The organism is Erythrobacter epiphyticus (assembly GCF_034653295.1).
GTDB lineage: Bacteria > Pseudomonadota > Alphaproteobacteria > Sphingomonadales > Sphingomonadaceae > Erythrobacter.
The window spans coordinates 374,414-390,266 of record NZ_JAYEEU010000009.1 but is presented as its reverse complement, the minus strand read 5'-3'; the positions used below and the strand labels follow the sequence as shown (position 1 = coordinate 390,266).

The 15,853-nt window shown below is 63.8% G+C and carries 13 protein-coding genes; 6 read left to right on the top strand and 7 right to left on the bottom strand.

Going from position 1 to position 15,853, the window contains the following annotated elements; genetic code table 11:
- Positions 1 to 338: 338 nt before the first annotated feature.
- The 4 genes from SOQ14_RS12765 (at position 339) to uvrA (ending at position 6,088) form a co-directional block, all read left to right on the top strand.
- Positions 339 to 1,094 carry an ABC transporter substrate-binding protein gene (locus SOQ14_RS12765; RefSeq protein WP_322898496.1) on the top strand — a complete coding sequence of 252 codons (756 nt, stop codon included), beginning with the start codon at positions 339 to 341 and terminating at the stop codon, positions 1,092 to 1,094.
- A complete protein-coding gene (locus SOQ14_RS12760) occupies positions 1,091 to 2,092 on the top strand; it encodes a FecCD family ABC transporter permease (RefSeq protein WP_322898495.1) in 1,002 nt (333 codons plus the stop codon). The genes SOQ14_RS12765 and SOQ14_RS12760 overlap by 4 nt, the downstream gene beginning before the upstream one ends.
- Positions 2,092 to 2,829: an ABC transporter ATP-binding protein gene (locus tag SOQ14_RS12755; RefSeq protein WP_322898576.1), complete on the top strand. Its 738-nt coding sequence runs from the start codon at positions 2,092 to 2,094 to the stop codon at positions 2,827 to 2,829. The genes SOQ14_RS12760 and SOQ14_RS12755 overlap by 1 nt, the downstream gene beginning before the upstream one ends.
- 361 nt (positions 2,830 to 3,190) lie before the next feature.
- Positions 3,191 to 6,088, top strand: a complete 2,898-nt coding sequence (gene uvrA / locus SOQ14_RS12750; RefSeq protein WP_322898494.1) for an excinuclease ABC subunit UvrA — start codon at positions 3,191 to 3,193, stop codon at positions 6,086 to 6,088.
- A 364-nt stretch (positions 6,089 to 6,452) separates the two neighbouring features.
- On the opposite strand, the gene SOQ14_RS12745 is transcribed toward uvrA, so the two are convergent.
- Positions 6,453 to 7,199, bottom strand: coding sequence for a hypothetical protein (locus SOQ14_RS12745; protein WP_322898493.1), 747 nt, complete (start codon positions 7,197 to 7,199; stop codon positions 6,453 to 6,455).
- Positions 7,196 to 7,744 (bottom strand): hypothetical protein, encoded by a 549-nt coding sequence (locus SOQ14_RS12740; protein ID WP_322898492.1) that lies wholly within the window; start codon positions 7,742 to 7,744, stop codon positions 7,196 to 7,198. Before SOQ14_RS12740 ends, SOQ14_RS12745 begins: the two co-directional genes overlap by 4 nt.
- Before the next feature lie 369 nt (positions 7,745 to 8,113).
- Here SOQ14_RS12740 and SOQ14_RS12735 point away from each other — a divergent pair, with 369 nt between their 5' ends.
- Positions 8,114 to 8,656, top strand: a complete 543-nt coding sequence (locus tag SOQ14_RS12735) for a hypothetical protein (RefSeq protein WP_322898491.1) — start codon at positions 8,114 to 8,116, stop codon at positions 8,654 to 8,656.
- A 101-nt stretch (positions 8,657 to 8,757) separates the two neighbouring features.
- Here SOQ14_RS12735 and SOQ14_RS12730 read toward each other — a convergent pair whose 3' ends face one another.
- The 4 genes from SOQ14_RS12730 to SOQ14_RS12715 form a co-directional block, all read right to left on the bottom strand.
- Positions 8,758 to 9,639 carry a MipA/OmpV family protein gene (locus tag SOQ14_RS12730; RefSeq protein WP_322898490.1) on the bottom strand — a complete coding sequence of 294 codons (882 nt, stop codon included), beginning with the start codon at positions 9,637 to 9,639 and terminating at the stop codon, positions 8,758 to 8,760.
- A gap of 96 nt (positions 9,640 to 9,735) precedes the next feature.
- Positions 9,736 to 11,124 carry a sodium:solute symporter family transporter gene (locus SOQ14_RS12725; RefSeq protein WP_322898489.1) on the bottom strand — a complete coding sequence of 463 codons (1,389 nt, stop codon included), beginning with the start codon at positions 11,122 to 11,124 and terminating at the stop codon, positions 9,736 to 9,738.
- A gap of 111 nt (positions 11,125 to 11,235) precedes the next feature.
- The gene (locus tag SOQ14_RS12720) at positions 11,236 to 11,820 is read right to left on the bottom strand and encodes a septal ring lytic transglycosylase RlpA family protein (RefSeq protein WP_322898488.1); all 585 of its coding nucleotides are present in this window, start codon (positions 11,818 to 11,820) and stop codon (positions 11,236 to 11,238) included.
- Between the two features lie 908 nt (positions 11,821 to 12,728).
- Entirely contained in the window at positions 12,729 to 13,949 is a 1,221-nt protein-coding gene (locus SOQ14_RS12715; protein ID WP_322898487.1) for an argininosuccinate synthase, read from the bottom strand.
- Positions 13,950 to 14,134: 185 nt separating this feature from the next.
- Here SOQ14_RS12715 and SOQ14_RS12710 point away from each other — a divergent pair, with 185 nt between their 5' ends.
- Positions 14,135 to 14,545, top strand: coding sequence for a hypothetical protein (locus tag SOQ14_RS12710; protein WP_322898486.1), 411 nt, complete (start codon positions 14,135 to 14,137; stop codon positions 14,543 to 14,545).
- Positions 14,546 to 14,562: 17 nt separating this feature from the next.
- Here SOQ14_RS12710 and SOQ14_RS12705 read toward each other — a convergent pair whose 3' ends face one another.
- Positions 14,563 to 15,810 (bottom strand): class I SAM-dependent methyltransferase, encoded by a 1,248-nt coding sequence (locus tag SOQ14_RS12705; RefSeq protein ID WP_322898485.1) that lies wholly within the window; start codon positions 15,808 to 15,810, stop codon positions 14,563 to 14,565.
- Between the last annotated feature and the right edge of the window lie 43 nt (positions 15,811 to 15,853).

The window sequence follows — 15,853 nt, the reverse complement described above, 5'->3', positions numbered from 1 at the left end:
CGTCGGGGCCAGATCGCACGGCGCACACCCGGCGTTGTTGAGACGGACAATAGCCGCGCGCTCCTAAATCGGCGTTCGGAAACAGGGTTTCGGGAAGCTTAACCTTACGCCTGATGCGCCGCAGCTCGGACACGAGGCGCGTCGCCGCGCAAAACATTGCTGTTTCACCGACTTGCCCCGCGCGATCAGTCGCCCTATCGCGCTCCCTTGTGATGAAAGCCGGGTTGCATCGACAAGCACGCAGGGCAGCGTCCGGCTGGTGGCGAACCGCTTGGCTGGCTGCCGCACCCCTCTCGCTGATTGGCTGCGCTGGCGCGCCGCAAGCGCCTGCCGCCCCGATGGAAGCGCCCGGCCATGCGGCTGCGCGCCCGACCATTGTCAGCCTCAATCCCTGTCTCGATGCCATTCTCGTCGCGATTGCCCCACCGGAGCAAGTGCTGGCGCTGTCGCATTACAGCCGCGATCCGGCCTCCTCCTCGCTGGCCCCGGAAGCGCGGGCGCGCTTTGCCTTCACCGGCGGCACCGCCGAGGAGGTGCTGGCGGCGGCGCCCGATCTGGTGCTGGCTTCGACCTTCATTGAGCCGGCAACGCGCGCCGCATTCGAGCAGCTCGGCATCCGGGTCGCGACGTTCGGCGCGCCCGCCACAGTGGCAGACAGCATCACGCAGGTGCGCGCGGTGGCCGCGTTGACCGGCAATGCCGCCCAAGGCGAGCGGTTGGTAGCGGCCATGGCCGCGGCAACCCGCCCTGATCCCGCAGCACGCCCGATCCCGACCTTGCTGTGGCAGCCGGGCCAGATCGTGCCGGGTGAGCAAACCCTGATCGCTGATCTGCTGCGCCGCCACGGCTTTGCCAATTTCGCAGCCGCGCGCGGGCTGGGGCAGGCGGATTATGTCGCGCTTGAAAGCCTTCTGGCGGCACCGCCCGCAGTGTTGCTGGTCGCCGGTGAAAGTGCGGGGCAGAGCCACCCGCTGCTCACCCGGCTCAAGGATACCCGGGTTGAGCCTTTTGCCGGCAATCTTATCAATTGCGGCGGGCCGAGCGTGATGGCTGCCAGCACCCGGCTGCGCGCCATTCGGGCAGGGCTGGAATGAACCGCGCCTTATGGGTCTTTGCCGGGCTGCTGGCGCTGCTCCTGCCGCTGTCATTGCTGGCAGGGCGGGTGTGGATCAATCCTTTCGATGTGGCAGGCAGCGGGCCCAATGCCGCGATCATCCTGATGGAGCTGCGGCTGCCGCGTGCGATCCTCGCGGTGGTGATCGGGGCCGGTCTCGGCGCTACCGGGGCGGCGATGCAGGGCTATTTGCGCAATCCGCTGGCGGATCCGGGCTTGTTCGGGATTGCGCCGATGGCGGCGTTAGGCGCGGTGGCAAGTTTCTGGTTCGGCGCCGCGCTGCCGGTGCCGCCGCAATGGAGCTTGCCGCTCATGGCGCTGGCAGGCGCAATGCTCGGCATGGTTGCACTGGCGCTGATTGCCGGTCGCGGCGTCAGCGATGGTGCGGGCAGTGTTGGCAGTGGGCTCGCGCTGTTCACGCTGGCTGGCCTGATGATTGCCAGCCTTGCCGGTGCGCTGACAGCGCTTGCGATCACGCTGGCCCCCAATGCCTTTGCCCTGTCGCAGATCGTGCTGTGGCTCAACGGCGCTTTGACCGATCGTTCGTGGCACGAAGTCTGGCTCGCCGCGCCGCTGGTGGCGCTGGGGCTGGGGGTGCTGGCCGCGGCGGGGAGGAGCCTTGATGCGCTCACGCTCGGTGAGGAAGCGGCGCGTTCGCTCGGTGTCGATCCGAAGCGGTTGCTCGCCCTGCTGGTGGCGGGGGTTGGGCTGACTGTCGGCGTGAGTGTCGCGGTGGCAGGGATCATCGGCTTTGTCGGGCTGATCGTGCCGCATCTGGTGCGCCCGTTGACCGATCGCATGCCATCAAGCCTGATGCTGCCGAGCGCGCTGGCTGGCGCCTGTCTGGTGCTGGCGGCAGATAGCATCGTGCGCATCCTGCCGCTGGTGACGGAGCTGCGGCTTGGCATTGCGCTGTCGCTGATCGGCGCGCCGTTCTTCCTGTGGCTGTTGCTGCGGCTGCGCCGGGGGCAGGTGTGATGCTGGCAGCCGAGAACCTGGCGCTGGTCCGCGGGCACAGACCCGTGCTGACTGATGTATCCGCTCGGCTTGAACCGGGCATGATCACGGCGATTGTCGGCCCGAACGGTGCAGGCAAATCGAGCCTCCTGCTCGCGCTGGCGGGCTTGTTGCCCGCGAAAGGGGGCGCGGTGACGCTCGACGGGCGTGCCTTGGCAAACCTTGGGCTGAACGAACGGGCCCGGCAGATCGGTTATCTCCCGCAGACCCCTGATATTGCGTGGGATGTCGCGGCGGAAAAGCTGATTGCGCTCGGTCGCTTGCCGCATGGCGATGACGGGCACGACGCGATCGCAGCCGCCATCACCGCGCTGGCGCTCGAACCGCTGCGCGCCCGCCCGGTGAGCCAGCTTTCCGGCGGGGAGCGCGCGCGGGTGCTGCTGGCGCGGGTGCTGGCGGGGGAACCGGCATGGATCCTTGCGGATGAACCGCTCGCCGCGCTCGATCTTGCGCATCAACTGAACCTGATTGCCCATTTCAGAGCCTGTGCGCGCGGCGGGCAGGGCGTGGTGCTGGTGCTGCATGATCTGGCGCTGGCGATGAACCACGCCTCGCGCGTGCTGGTGTTGCACGAAGGCGCGCTGGTGGCGGACGGGCCGCCGGAAATCGCGCTGGCCCCTGCTGTGATCGAGAAGGTGTGGGGTGTTGCAATCCAGTGGCTGGGAGAGCCGGGTCGCAAGGCGCTTTCCCCGGTCTGAGATAACCGATTGTGCGCCCGAAGCGGGCAATGCCGGGATGCACTGGCATGGCCGCCTTTGCGGCTCTTGGGTGCACCCCGGCTCTCCGGTTCGACTGCCTGTACGAACTGCGACCCCGAAGGGAACGAGCAGGCCCGGGAGATGGCGAGGATATGTCGCAATCCGGCCGTAGGCGGGACTTAAGATTTTCTGCAGATGCAAAACCGACCCGCCGGGGATCGCGCCCAATGGCCCCTTGCCGAGGAATTTGCGCTGCTGGGCCGCAAGCCCTGCAACCCGTTGCCAGCCGGTGCGTTGACAAAGCGCAGCATCCCGCAAGGCACCCTTGCGTCACTCGAACAAATCTGGAACACGCGCTGGCATGAGCCTCACCACTATTTCCGTGCGCGGTGCGCGCGAGCATAACCTCAAGGGCATTGATATTGATCTGCCGCGCGATGCGCTGATCGTGGTCACGGGCCTGTCGGGCAGTGGCAAATCCTCGCTCGCCTTCGACACGATCTATGCCGAGGGGCAGCGACGCTATGTGGAGTCGCTCTCCGCCTATGCGCGCCAGTTCCTCGAGATGATGCAGAAGCCCGATGTCGAGCATATCGACGGGCTCTCGCCGGCAATCTCGATCGAGCAGAAGACCACCAGCCGCAACCCGCGCTCGACCGTGGCGACGGTGACCGAGATCTACGACTATATGCGTCTGTTGTGGGCGCGGGTGGGCACGCCCTATTCGCCGACGACCGGCGAGCCGATCAGCGCCCAGACTGTCAGCCAGATGGTCGACCGGGTGATGGCGCTCCCCGAAGGCACGCGCGCCTATCTGCTTGCCCCCGTCGTGCGCGGGCGCAAGGGCGAATACCGCAAGGAGCTCGCCGAATGGCAGCGCAGCGGCTTTACCCGCGTGCGGATCGACGGGGAGATCTATCCCATCGAGGAAGCCCCCGCGCTCGACAAGAAGTTCAAGCACGACATCGAGGTGGTGGTTGATCGCATCGCGGTGAAGGAAGGGATCGAAACCCGCCTTGCCGACTCCTTCGAACAGGCGCTGAAGCTGGCTGAGGGGCTGGCCTATGTCGATCTGGCTGATGGCGTGGTGCCGGGGCGCGAGGACGAGGCGCAGGGGGGCGGGGCAATGAAAGGCGCAGGCCTGCCACCCAACCGCATCGTCTTTTCCGAGAAATTCGCCTGCCCGGTCTCCGGCTTCACCATCGAGGAGATCGAGCCGCGCCTGTTCTCCTTCAACGCCCCGCAAGGCGCCTGCCCGGCGTGCGACGGGATCGGCGAGAAGATGCTGTTCGATCCGCAGCTGGTGGTGCCCAACGAGGCGCTCAGCCTCAAGCAAGGCGCGGTGGTGCCCTGGGCCAAGTCCAACCCGCCATCGCCCTATTACATGCAGGTGCTCGCCAGCCTCGCCAAGGCTTATGGCTTCGATCTCACCACCCCGTGGAAGGATCTGGAGCCCGATCAGAAGCTCATCATCCTCCACGGCACGGGCGGGATGGCGGTGCCGCTGACCTTCAAGGACGGGCGCCGCGAATACACTGTCAACAAGGCCTTCGAAGGCGTCATCGGCAACCTCAACCGCCGGATGATGCAAACCGAAAGCGCGTGGATGCAGGAGGAGCTCGCCAAGTATCAGACCGCGCAGCCCTGCGAGACCTGCGGCGGCAAGCGGCTCAATGAAAAGGCGCTCTCGGTGAAGATCGCGGGCACGGATATCGCCACGCCCGTGCAGATGAGCGTTGCCGATGCCAAGGCGTGGTTCCTCGGCCTCGACGCGCAGCTCACCCCGCAGCAGTCGCAGATCGCCAAGGCGATCCTCAAGGAGATCAACGAGCGGCTCGGCTTCCTCGACAATGTCGGGCTCGACTACCTCAACCTTGATCGCACCAGCGGCACGCTCTCGGGCGGGGAGAGCCAGCGTATCCGCTTGGCCTCGCAGATCGGGAGCGGGCTGTCGGGCGTGCTCTACGTGCTCGACGAGCCCAGCATCGGCCTCCACCAGCGCGACAATGACCGCCTGCTCGAAACGCTGAAGCGCCTGCGCGACCTCGGCAACACGGTGATCGTCGTCGAGCATGATGAGGACGCGATCCGCGCCGCCGACCATATCGTTGATCTCGGCCCCGGCGCGGGGGTGCATGGCGGCGAGGTGGTGGCGCAAGGCAACCTCAAGCAGATCCTCAAGGCCAAGGGCAGCCTCACCGCCGATTACCTCACCGGCAAGCGCAAGATCGACGTGCCGGCCAAGCGCCGCAAGGGCAATGGCAAGCACATCGTGGTCAAGAACGCGCGCGCCAATAACCTCAAGGGCGTGACGGCCAAGATCCCGCTCGGCACCTTCACCTGCATCACCGGGGTCTCCGGCTCGGGCAAATCCTCGCTCACCATCGACACGCTGCAAGCGGGCGCGGCGCGCGTGCTCAACGGCGCGCGGGTGATCGCGGGCGCGCATGATGAAATCACGGGCCTCCAGCACTGCGACAAGGTCATCGAGATCGACCAGTCGCCCATCGGCCGCACCCCGCGTTCGAACCCCGCGACCTATACCGGCGCCTTCACCCAGATCCGCGACTGGTTCGCGGGCCTGCCCGAAAGCCTCGCGCGCGGCTACAAGCCGGGGCGCTTCTCCTTCAACGTCAAGGGCGGCCGCTGCGAGACCTGCCAGGGCGACGGCCTCATCAAGATCGAGATGCACTTCCTCCCCGACGTCTACGTCACCTGCGAGGAATGCCACGGCAAGCGCTACAACCGCGAGACGCTCGAGGTGAAGTTCAAGGGCCACTCGATCGCCGACGTGCTCGACATGACGATCGAGGACGCCGAGGAGTTCTTCAAGGCCGTCCCCCCGATCCGCGAGAAGATGCGGATGCTGAACGAGGTCGGCCTCGGCTACGTCAAGGTCGGCCAGCAGGCGACAACGCTATCGGGCGGCGAGGCGCAGCGGGTGAAGCTCGCCAAGGAACTCGCGCGCCGCTCGACCGGGCAGACGCTCTACATCCTCGACGAGCCGACCACGGGCCTGCACTTCGAGGATGTGCGCAAGCTGCTCGAAGTGCTGCACCGGTTGGTGGAGGGCGGCAACTCGGTCGTGGTGATCGAGCACAACCTCGACGTGATCAAGACCGCCGACTGGATCATCGACCTCGGTCCGGAAGGCGGGGTGAGGGGCGGGGAGATCGTCGCGACCGGCACGCCCGAGCAGGTGGTAAAGGAACCGCGGTCGTTTACGGGGCAGTATCTGGCGCCGTTGTTGGCGAAGTAATCCTCCCCGGAACCCGGGAGGGGGACCATCCCGGACCTGATCCGGGATCATGGAGGGGCAGGCGCAATCCTCCCCTGCGAGGGGAGGGGGACCATCCGCAGGATGGTGGAGGGGCAGGCGAGGCTGATCCGAACGCCCCTCAGAGTGTAACAGACCCCGGCTTTGGCTCACACGAAGCCACAAAGACACGAAGAGGGCGGCGCGGCTTTCCTTTCCCCCCTCCCTTGACCCCGGCCTTCGCCGGGGCAGGTATCGGTGCTGGGGGTGGGTGTACCTCGCCGGATTAAGGGAACGCCCAAGCCCCAAGCGCAGCGTACAAGGGTTTCACGCAGAGGCCGCAGAGGAAAGGGCGGCGCAAAGAGCGCTATCGCTCAATCAGTTCTCGCACGACAGCCGCCGCCTTGGGGGTCGAATGAATGTTATCTAAGTCAGCGGCTTCGACCAGCCGGTTGTCATGAAGTTTTTTAAGAATCTTGAGGATATACGAACGGTTTGCGTTGCCACTCCAATCAGCTAAATTTGAAATAGAGCATCCTCCCGATGAGGCGACCAAAAGAAGAATTTCTTCTTCGAGTTTCAAGCCATCCTTTAAGACACGCCTCACGCTGCCATTTGTCCAGATGGCTGGCGTACGAATTTCAGAGATTTGCCTAACGGCCTCTTCTGCCAATTCGGTTGTCGTATTGTGGAAAACTCTGATTAATTCGCCAAGAATCCAACTTGAAGCCGACAATGCGAACGAAGAGTCCATTTGATTGGAATTCACTTCGGCTCCAACGTGCCCGCTGTCCCGATTGTTCCTGATTTCATACAGAGCTGGCAAAATGCGCGCCGCCAGCAACCTGAGGCCGCGCTCCAGCCGTGTTTCCGTTTCAAGCGCCCGACATTTTTGGTCGAAGGGGTGTGGCTTCGCGCCCTTTAATGGATAACTTCCATCTGCTCGGCCGCGTATGATCGTGTAGGCGACTTCGCAGAATCTGCCGGCCGAAAGCTCTGAAGCTCCCCATCCACCCTCATAATAGTTGGTGACGATCTGCTGGTATTCGCCCAGCAGTTCGTCACGCAACGACTGAGGTATCTCCCCAAAAAGAGAACCCGCGTGAATTTTCACGTAGCGCTTTCCAATGATCGCGCAAGTTCTTCGGCTGCTTTTCTTCCGGGAACGGTCAGCTTAAGAGTAAAATTCGGGCTACCCTTAGTTCCGCTAGCGATCACAAATTTTTTCTGCCCTTTCATTTGAGAGGCAAAATTGGTCGGATCATACACGGCATGATCTTTGCATACTTCTCGAACCTCTTCATTAGGAATAATCTCGTGTCCCAGCTTGAGCTTCGCAAACAGGAACAGAAGGCAAAGGTTCTTGGCCTTGGCGGCTTGGGTGTTGCCGGGAACTGAAGTAATGATCCTGACCTTCCCTTCGGTCACGTCATAGACGCTTCCAAAGTCGTCAAGATTTTGGCCACCGACTGCGGGACTATTCGGCTGATTGCCGAGAGAGGTTGAAGGAGTGTGGGGTGCCGCTTCCCCAACCGCAGGCGCGGGCTTTCTATGCGCCATCAGGGAGTCGTACCTGTCGATTACAGACATAACGAAGTCTTTATCTCCGCTCGCCTTGACAAGGCCGCGGGACGCATCAATCTCAATCGAATATTCCATAAAATATACCTAAATCAGACATTTACAGGAGAGACTCTTATCTTTTTGGCGCCAGGCGTGGTCTAGGCGTTAACTCAGATAGTTTACAAGGATCCGACTTGCTAGGACCATGTGCATGTTTTTCCACGAGAAAAATGCCTATCCTTGTTTGAGTGGATAAGGCTCGCGTGAGTTAACACGTACGTTGGCTTCTGGCAGTGATGGCTTGTTTTGTATTTCCTACACCCCCACCCCCAGCATCCCCTCCCGCGCAGGCGTCGGCCTTGCGTCCCCTCACACACCCCCACTCCCCATTTTCCTACTCACCCCCGCGTTTGCTAGCATCGGCGGCCCTGTGCCCTCTCCGTCCCTTTGAAGGAGCCGCCCGCGATGTCCGATCCCGCCCCGCCCGCCACGACGCCTGCTGAAAACCCCGCCACCGCTCCCGCCGCCGCCGCCGCGCTCGTGCCTGATCCGGCGCTGAGCGCGCGCAAGGCCGATCGCCCGCTCACCCGCGCTTTGCAGGCCGAATTCATCGAAGAACTGGCGCGCTGGGGCAATGTCCGCGCGGCGGCGCAGCGCATCGGGGTCAGCCGCGCCCATCTCTACCGGATGCGCCGCGCTTGCGAGACGTTCCGCTTGCTCTGGGATGCCGCGCTCGTGCTTGCCCGCCCGCAGGTGGAAGACGTGCTCGCCGATCGCGCGCTCAACGGCGTGTCCGAAAGCGTGTTCTATCATGGCGAGGAAGTCGCCACCCGCACGCGCTATGATGCGCGGCTGCTGCTGGCGCATCTCGGGCGGCTCGATCGGCTCGAAAACACCCACCGGGTACAGCGCACGCTCGGCGATTTCGAAGCGGAACTCGCACTGCTGCAGCGGCTGCGTCCGATCCGGCTGGCGCCGCTCCCGCCGGGTGATGATCCGGCGGATTGAGCGGCGGAGCGGACGGCCGGTTTTTGCGCCTATAACAGTGTCTCAACTGTCTCCATCACACCGGCAAGGCGCGGTGACGCGGAACGGATCGGCCTTCGCGGTTACAGCCCGAAGCGATAGCCATAGGCGAGGCCGAGCGTGAATTGGTTACGCTCGCCGCGTTCGCGGATGAGGGTGGAATCTGCCACGACATCGCCAAGCCGGTCATAGCTGGTGAACAATGTCACCGCGCCATCGCGCCCGAACCGGCCGAGCGGCTTGGTGAGCGAGGCATTGACCCCGGCGCTCACCAGCCCGCTGCCGGTGCGGAACGGGGCAAGGCCGGTGGCGGCCGATTGCAGCGCGTTCACGCCGAAATAGGCGTTGGTGTAGTCGCTGCTTGCCCAGGTTGCCCGCACCCCGGCGCTGTAGAGCAGGCTGCGGTCGCGCTTCATGCCGTTCCACGACAGGTTGGTATCGGCCACCACACCTTCGTGCCCGCCGGTGCCCTGACGGACTTCGGCGCGGGCGCGCAGCTGGTTGTTCACGAAGCCCTTCTGGACAAAGCCACCGAACTCGAGCGCGAGATCGACATCGCCCATGCCTTGCAGGGCATCGGAACCGCCGGCGATGAGAAAGGGCGAGCCGCCATTATCCTCGTTGCGGCCGAAGCGCAGCTTGGCGAGCGGGCCGATCTTCCAGTTGTTCCGGTTCACCGCGTTCCAGCCGAGGCCATCGGGGACGGAGAAGAAGAGGTCGTCCTTGTAGTTCAGGCGGATGTCGGGGAAGATCGACAGTGCATAATCCGTGCTGCCTTGCCATGCGGGCGAAAGCACCGGGGCAAAGCCGATGGTGAGCGTGAGATCGGCTTGCTGTGGCGGTGCCTGTCGCTGGCCCTCGATGGTGGTGGGAACGCCGGGCGCCGGGCCTTGCTGGGCAAGGGCTGGGGTCGCGGCAGTCGTCGTCGCGGCGAGGGCAAGCGAGGCAAGCAGGATATGGCGCATCGGGGTGTCTCTGGTTTGGGGGTGGGCACGCCTCGGGGGAAGGCGTGGGCGGCGCATAATGCGAAAGCGCCGTGTCGCCAAGACCTTGTGTAGCGCTTACCCTTCGGCTGCCGAGGGTGCGCTGCGCCGTTCGGCAAGGGCAAACAGCGCGAACACCGTGATGCCGCTGGTGAGCATCAACAGGAAGGCGCCGTCAATGCCAAGCCACCAGTCCCCGATCGCCAGCACCGTCCCTTGGGTGAGGATCGCGGCGATGGCGGCGCGGCCCGATCGGGAAAGACCCGCCAGCCCGGCAATGATCGGCACCGCGAGCACCGCCGCGATGGCACCGGCATCGAGCACGAGATTGCGCAGGCTTTCGCCTTGTGCGGCGAGCAGTGCCGCCACGAACGCCGCCAGCACGGTTGCGGTGCGCGCGGCGCGCAGCAGCGCGACCGGCGAGGCCTGGGGGGCCAGGCGGCGGTATCCGCTTTCCGTCACCACGCCCGAAACCGCGAGCAGGGCGGAGTCTACCGAGGAAAGGATCGCCGAAATCAGCGCCCCGGTGAAGATGATGTAGAGCCAGGGCGGGAACAGCGCCTCGGCAAGACTGGGCAGAAAAGCTTCACCTTCGCCAAACGTGATCCCGAGTATCGGGGCAAGGGCAGGGCCGAACAGCCCGAAGCTGACCGGAATGAGCCCGGCGGTGAGGTAAATCGCGCCGCCCGCCAGCGCACCCTTGCGCGCAATGTCGGGCGAGCGCGCGGCGAGGGTGCGGGCGATCGCTTCCTGGCTGACCATGGTGCCGATGATCGGGATGAGCCACAACTCGATCCCATCGGCCCAGCTTTCGCCCGGAACAGTGAAGGTGAAGCTGGCTGGCGAGGCAGCGGCGAGGGTCGGCCCAATCCCGCCGAAAGCCGCAATCATCAGGCCGAGCAGGATCGCGATGCCGACAATCATGATCGCGCCTTGGACAACATCAGTCCAGACGTCGCCCGCGAGCCCGCCGAACAGGGTGTAGGTCATTACCACCAGCGTGGCCGCGGCCAGTGCCGTCGCGAAATCGAGCGGAGAGGCGCTGACAAGAATGGTGGCGAAAGCGAAGAGCTGCGCGGCGGACCAAGTGGTGGCGCTCAAGGCGATCACCACGGCGGCAAGGCTTTCAGTGCCCGGCCCGAAGCGCTCGCGCAGGAAATCGGCAATCGTGATGTAACCGCCCGCGCGCAACCGGTGGGCGAAGTAGAAGCCGATGGCGAAGATGCCGATGGCATAGGCAAAGGGCTCTGCCCGCGCGCCAGCCAGCCCGTCGCGCGCCACATCACCCGACGTGGCGATCAGGCTTTCTGAGGCGAACCAGGTGGCGAAAACCGACATCGCGACGGCAAAAGGGCCTAGCCGGCGTCCGGCAACGAGATAATCGGCATCCGAGCGCGCACCGCGCCCGGCCCAGATGGCGAGCATGACTTGCGCAGCGACATAGAAAAGGATCAGCCAGAGCGTCAAAGCCGTGTGTGCCCCCGCACAAAACCATGATAGCCCGATGCTGCTTGGCGCTCGGGAAAGAGGGGTTACCTAACGGGGAAATATCGGGGTGCAAGCCCCGCAGCAGAAAGCTTAGTCTTCCAGCACTTCAAGCTCGACCGGGGCATGGCCGCGGGCAATCAGCCCGAGTTCCTGTGCCGCTGTGCGGCTGACATCGATCACGCGACCTGCGGTGAAGGGGCCGCGATCATTGATACGGACAGTCACGCTTTTGCCGTTGGACGGGTTCGTCACGCGCACGAGGCTGCCAAAGGGAAGGGAGCGGTGCGCCGCAGTGAGTTCGGCAGCCCGGTAGGGCTCGCCGCTCGCCGTGCGGCGGCCTTCGAACTTGGCGGCATAGTATGACGCGCTGCCACCGGCGATCGCGCGGGCGGCAGGAAGAGCTGGCGCGGCGATGTCGACGACCTGCTCGCTGGCAGGCGGCACGAAGCTCTCAACCGCGCTGTCATCAGCCCCGGCCGAGGCGCTCAGGCCCGAAAGCGGGACACAGGCCGCACAGGCTAACAACACCATATGGCGGAGCGGGCGCACGACGCGGGTGGATGATGAAGGCTGGGCGTGCATAGTGGGATCGCCATGATCCGGCCCGGCGGCGAAGGCAAATCGGCGGCGCGGATCATCGTGCGTGCCATGCAACTCACCTGTGAGGCGTGGCACAAATGCGGTGAAATGAGTTTGGCCTGTGGATGAAACGGGCGGCGGCAAGCCCAGCAAAAGCCTCGCGATGGCGCCGCGACTCGTGGTAAGCCAGTCCTGTTATGGTCTGCGCGGGAATGGTAAAGGCAGGTGAGACGCTGAAATGGCGAGGAAAAACGGTCCGTTAATGCAAATGGGGCCGGCATTGCTGCCGACCCCACTCTCACCGGCGTGTGGATGACCCTCGCTCGTGTGGCGTCCGGCGAACCTTCCGCATCATCCGCGTGGGGCCATGCTTGGCGCCCGATGTCTAGCCTCTCGCTGCCCGGCCTTGCGGCTGGCCTTGCCAGAGATTTGTCACCGGCGCTCGCGCCGGCATCCGGCTTTCGCTCCCGCTTCCCAGCGTATGGTCAGAGCCGAGGCCCGTTCCCGTCGCTATCAAAGCCGTCGCTTGGCCGAGACTGCCTGCCTGTGTGGCTGGAAACCCTTGCCGAATGTCAGCCGAAGCCTTCACTCACATGATTATCCAACCAGGCCTGCAACCTGTCCGGTGACCCTGCTTCACACCCGTCCCGAGAATGGTCGACTTGCATTGGGCCGAAGCATCCTGCATGCCGTCTCAAGACGTGCGCGGGGACAGCAGTCACCGCCATCTTCGATACATAAAATCCTTCCGTATCAGGGCCTTGCGGCTTTTCGTTCCAGCGATCTTTTGTCCCGAAGACAGCTTGAAAGTGCGCCTCAACCGGCGATCTGGCAAGCTGTACAACCCCAAGTTATCCACTTTTCCCCAGTTTGCCTGTGGACAGAAGTGGATAAGTCAACGCCTTGTCGCATTTGTTGTAAAGACTGGCGGAACCAGGAACGCAACCGGGCTCAAAGCGTCTATTTAGAGGGCAAATCCAATCCCGAACGCGGCGCGACTCGCGTCACGCGTCGCGGTTGCGGCGCGAAAGCAGGCGCAGGCGCAGGCCGTTGAGCTTGATGAAGCCTTCGGCGTCCTTCTGGTCATAGGCCCCGGCGTCATCCTCGAAGGTGACGTGGGCTTCGGAATAGAGCGAGTAGGGCGACTTGCGGCCCACCACGCTCGCCAGCCCCTTGTAGAGCTTGAGCCGCACCGTGCCGGTCACCTTGTCCTGCGAGTGGTCGATCGCGGCCTGGAGCATCTCACGCTCGGGCGAGAACCAGAAGCCGTTGTAGATCAACTCCGCATAGCCCGGCATCAGCTCATCCTTGAGATGCGCGGCGCCGCGATCCAGCGTGATCTGCTCGATCCCGCGATGGGCGCGAGCATAGATCTCGCCGCCCGGCGTTTCATACATCCCGCGGCTCTTCATGCCGACAAAGCGGTTCTCGACGAGATCGAGCCGCCCGATGCCGTGCTTGCGGCCGAGTTCGTTGAGCGCGGCCAGCAGCGTGGCGGGGCTCATCGCCTCGCCGTTCAGGGCAACGCCGTCACCCTTCTCGAAATCGACCGTGATGTATTCCGGCTGATCCGGCGCGTCTTCCGGATTGACCGTGCGGCTGTAAACGTAGTCGGGGGTTTCCTCCCACGGATCCTCGAGCACCTTGCCCTCGGACGAGGTGTGGAGGAGGTTCGCGTCGGTGGAGAACGGGCTGTCGCCGCGCTTATCCTTGGGCACCTGAATCTGGTGCGCCTCGGCCCAGGCGATCAGCGCGGTGCGGGAGGTCAAGTCCCATTCGCGCCACGGGGCGATCACCTTGATGTCGGGATCGAGCGCATAGGCGCTGAGTTCGAAGCGCACCTGATCATTGCCCTTGCCGGTCGCGCCGTGAGCGATGAAGTCGGCGCCGGTCTGATGCGCGATCTCGACGAGGCGCTTGGAAATCAGCGGGCGGGCGATGCTGGTGCCGAGCAGATAATCGCCCTCATAACGGGCATTGGCGCGCATCATCGGGAAGACGAAATCGCGCACGAATTCCTCGCGCAGATCTTCGATGAAGATGTGATTGTCAGGGATTCCCATCGCCTTGGCCTTGGCGCGGGCGGGTTCGATTTCCTCGCCTTGCCCCAGATCGGCGGTGAAGGTCACCACCTCAAGCCCACGCTCCACGCTCAGCCATTTAGCGATGACGCTGGTATCGAGACCGCCCGAATAGGCGAGGACAACTTTCTGGGGCTGGGCCATGGGGGTTCCTTGGGACTGAACTGCGCGGGGCGCCCCTATCAGCGCAGGGCCACGCGCGCAATGGAGCAGCATCGTCCAACCTTTTGCGAGCAGTAATGTATTAAAGTATCATCATAATTTATGCGACGAAGCGCGAAAGATATGCTATGGCGCACGCGGGATCGATTGTTTGGAGGGCTTTGGCCATGACACGATTCCTTGTTCCCCTTAGCGCATTACCCCTGCTGGCCGCACCGCTTGCCGCGCATGAGGTGATCCATGCCGCGCATGATAGCCACGCGCATGGCGCAAGCTGTGGCCATGCCGCGCTCGATCATGGCGGGCATGTTGATTACCTGCATGATGGCCATCTGCACCACGGCCACGATGGCCATGTGGACGAACACGCGATCGAAGTGAGCGCTGCCAATCCTGCGGCCGAAGAACTGGTTGCGCGCGTCACCAGCGATGCGCACGCCCACGGCCATGATGGCGAAGAACACGCCATGGTGCAGCACGGCGCGCACATGGATTTCATCCATGATGGACGCCTGCACCATCGCCATGGGGATCACACCGATGATCACGGGCCGGTTAAACTGCTGGCGATGCGCTGATCCGGGGTGCGCGCCGGCTAGGTTTTGAGCAGGCGCGCTTCCTCGGCGGCAAGATAATCGCGGGTGATCGGCAAGGCGCGGCGGCTGCGCACATACTGGATCTGGTAATTGCACATGCTGCCATGTTCGAAGACCGTGGCTGCGCCTGCGAGGTAAAAGGTCCACATGCGGTAGAAACGTTCGTCATACATGGCGATGATTGTGTCGCGGTTGGCTTCGCAATTGGCATACCATTGGCGCAAGGTGCGCCCGTAATGGAGCCGCAGATTTTCGATATCGCTGGCAATCAGGCGATATTTTTCCGAGGCCTTGAGCGTTTCAGACAGTGCCGGGATGTAGCCGCCGGGGAAGATGTATTTCCGGGTGAAGGCATCGGTCGTCCCCGGCTCGCCCAGTCTGCCAATCGTATGCAGCAGCATGACGCCATCATCGGCGAGAATATTGGCGCAGGCCTTGAAGAAGGTTTCGAATTGGGCCTGTCCGACATGTTCGAACATGCCGACCGAAACGATCCGGTCAAACCGGCGGCCAGCGGCGGCAAAATCGCGGTAATCGACCAGCTCGATGCTCACCCGGTCAGCAAGGCCTGCCGCGGCGACTTTTTCGCGGGCAAGAGCGGCCTGTTCCTCGGACAGGGTGATGCCGGTCACGCGCACATCATAGGCCTTCGCGAGGTAGATCGCCATGCCGCCCCAGCCGCAGCCGATATCGAGTACGGTGTTGCCCGGCTTGATCGCCAGTTTGGCCGCGATATGCGCGAGCTTGGCCGTCTGCGCTTCGCCCAAGGTCATGTCTGCGCGCGGCCAATAGGCACAGGAATATTGCCAGTGCTCCTCATCAAGCATCAGCGCATAGAGCGCGTTGCCGATGTCGTAATGATGGGCCACATTGCGCTTGGAAGCGATCGCCGAGTTGATCTGTTCCGCCGCGAAACTCGCGCGGTTGAGAAGGCCGCGCCACAATTTCGGCGAGTCAATCTCGCCGCCCTGATCCCAGGCCGAATTGGCGCGCAGCAGACCGATAAGCCCCATCACATCGCCTTCGGTGATGATCAGGCGACCATCCATGAAGGCCTCGGCTGCCCCCAAACGTGGGTCCATCACGATGTCGCGCGGCACCCGATCATCGGCAAAGCGGATCACGATATCCGGAAATCCCGCCGCGGCCGTGCCATAGGTTACGGCGCTGCCATCGGCGAAGACCACGCCGAGCCGCCCTTGCCGGACACCGCGCGAGAGAAATCGGTCGAGAAGCTGCTTGCTCATGGGGATCCTTTCGGGGATGTTCGCAAGAGGGTGATAGCCGAGC

Bases quoted from the DNA above. Each gene is read 5' to 3' on its own strand.
- SOQ14_RS12765 (WP_322898496.1), top strand. From the start codon at position 339: ATGGAAGCGCCCGGCCATGCGGCTGCGCGCCCGACCATTGTCAGCCTC.
- SOQ14_RS12760 (WP_322898495.1), top strand. From the start codon at position 1,091: ATGAACCGCGCCTTATGGGTCTTTGCCGGGCTGCTGGCGCTGCTCCTG.
- SOQ14_RS12755 (WP_322898576.1), top strand. From the start codon at position 2,092: ATGCTGGCAGCCGAGAACCTGGCGCTGGTCCGCGGGCACAGACCCGTG.
- uvrA (WP_322898494.1), top strand. From the start codon at position 3,191: ATGAGCCTCACCACTATTTCCGTGCGCGGTGCGCGCGAGCATAACCTC.
- SOQ14_RS12740 (WP_322898492.1), bottom strand. From the start codon at position 7,744: ATGGAATATTCGATTGAGATTGATGCGTCCCGCGGCCTTGTCAAGGCG.
- SOQ14_RS12735 (WP_322898491.1), top strand. From the start codon at position 8,114: ATGTCCGATCCCGCCCCGCCCGCCACGACGCCTGCTGAAAACCCCGCC.
- SOQ14_RS12730 (WP_322898490.1), bottom strand. From the start codon at position 9,639: ATGCGCCATATCCTGCTTGCCTCGCTTGCCCTCGCCGCGACGACGACT.
- SOQ14_RS12715 (WP_322898487.1), bottom strand. From the start codon at position 13,949: ATGGCCCAGCCCCAGAAAGTTGTCCTCGCCTATTCGGGCGGTCTCGAT.
- SOQ14_RS12710 (WP_322898486.1), top strand. From the start codon at position 14,135: ATGACACGATTCCTTGTTCCCCTTAGCGCATTACCCCTGCTGGCCGCA.
- SOQ14_RS12705 (WP_322898485.1), bottom strand. From the start codon at position 15,810: ATGAGCAAGCAGCTTCTCGACCGATTTCTCTCGCGCGGTGTCCGGCAA.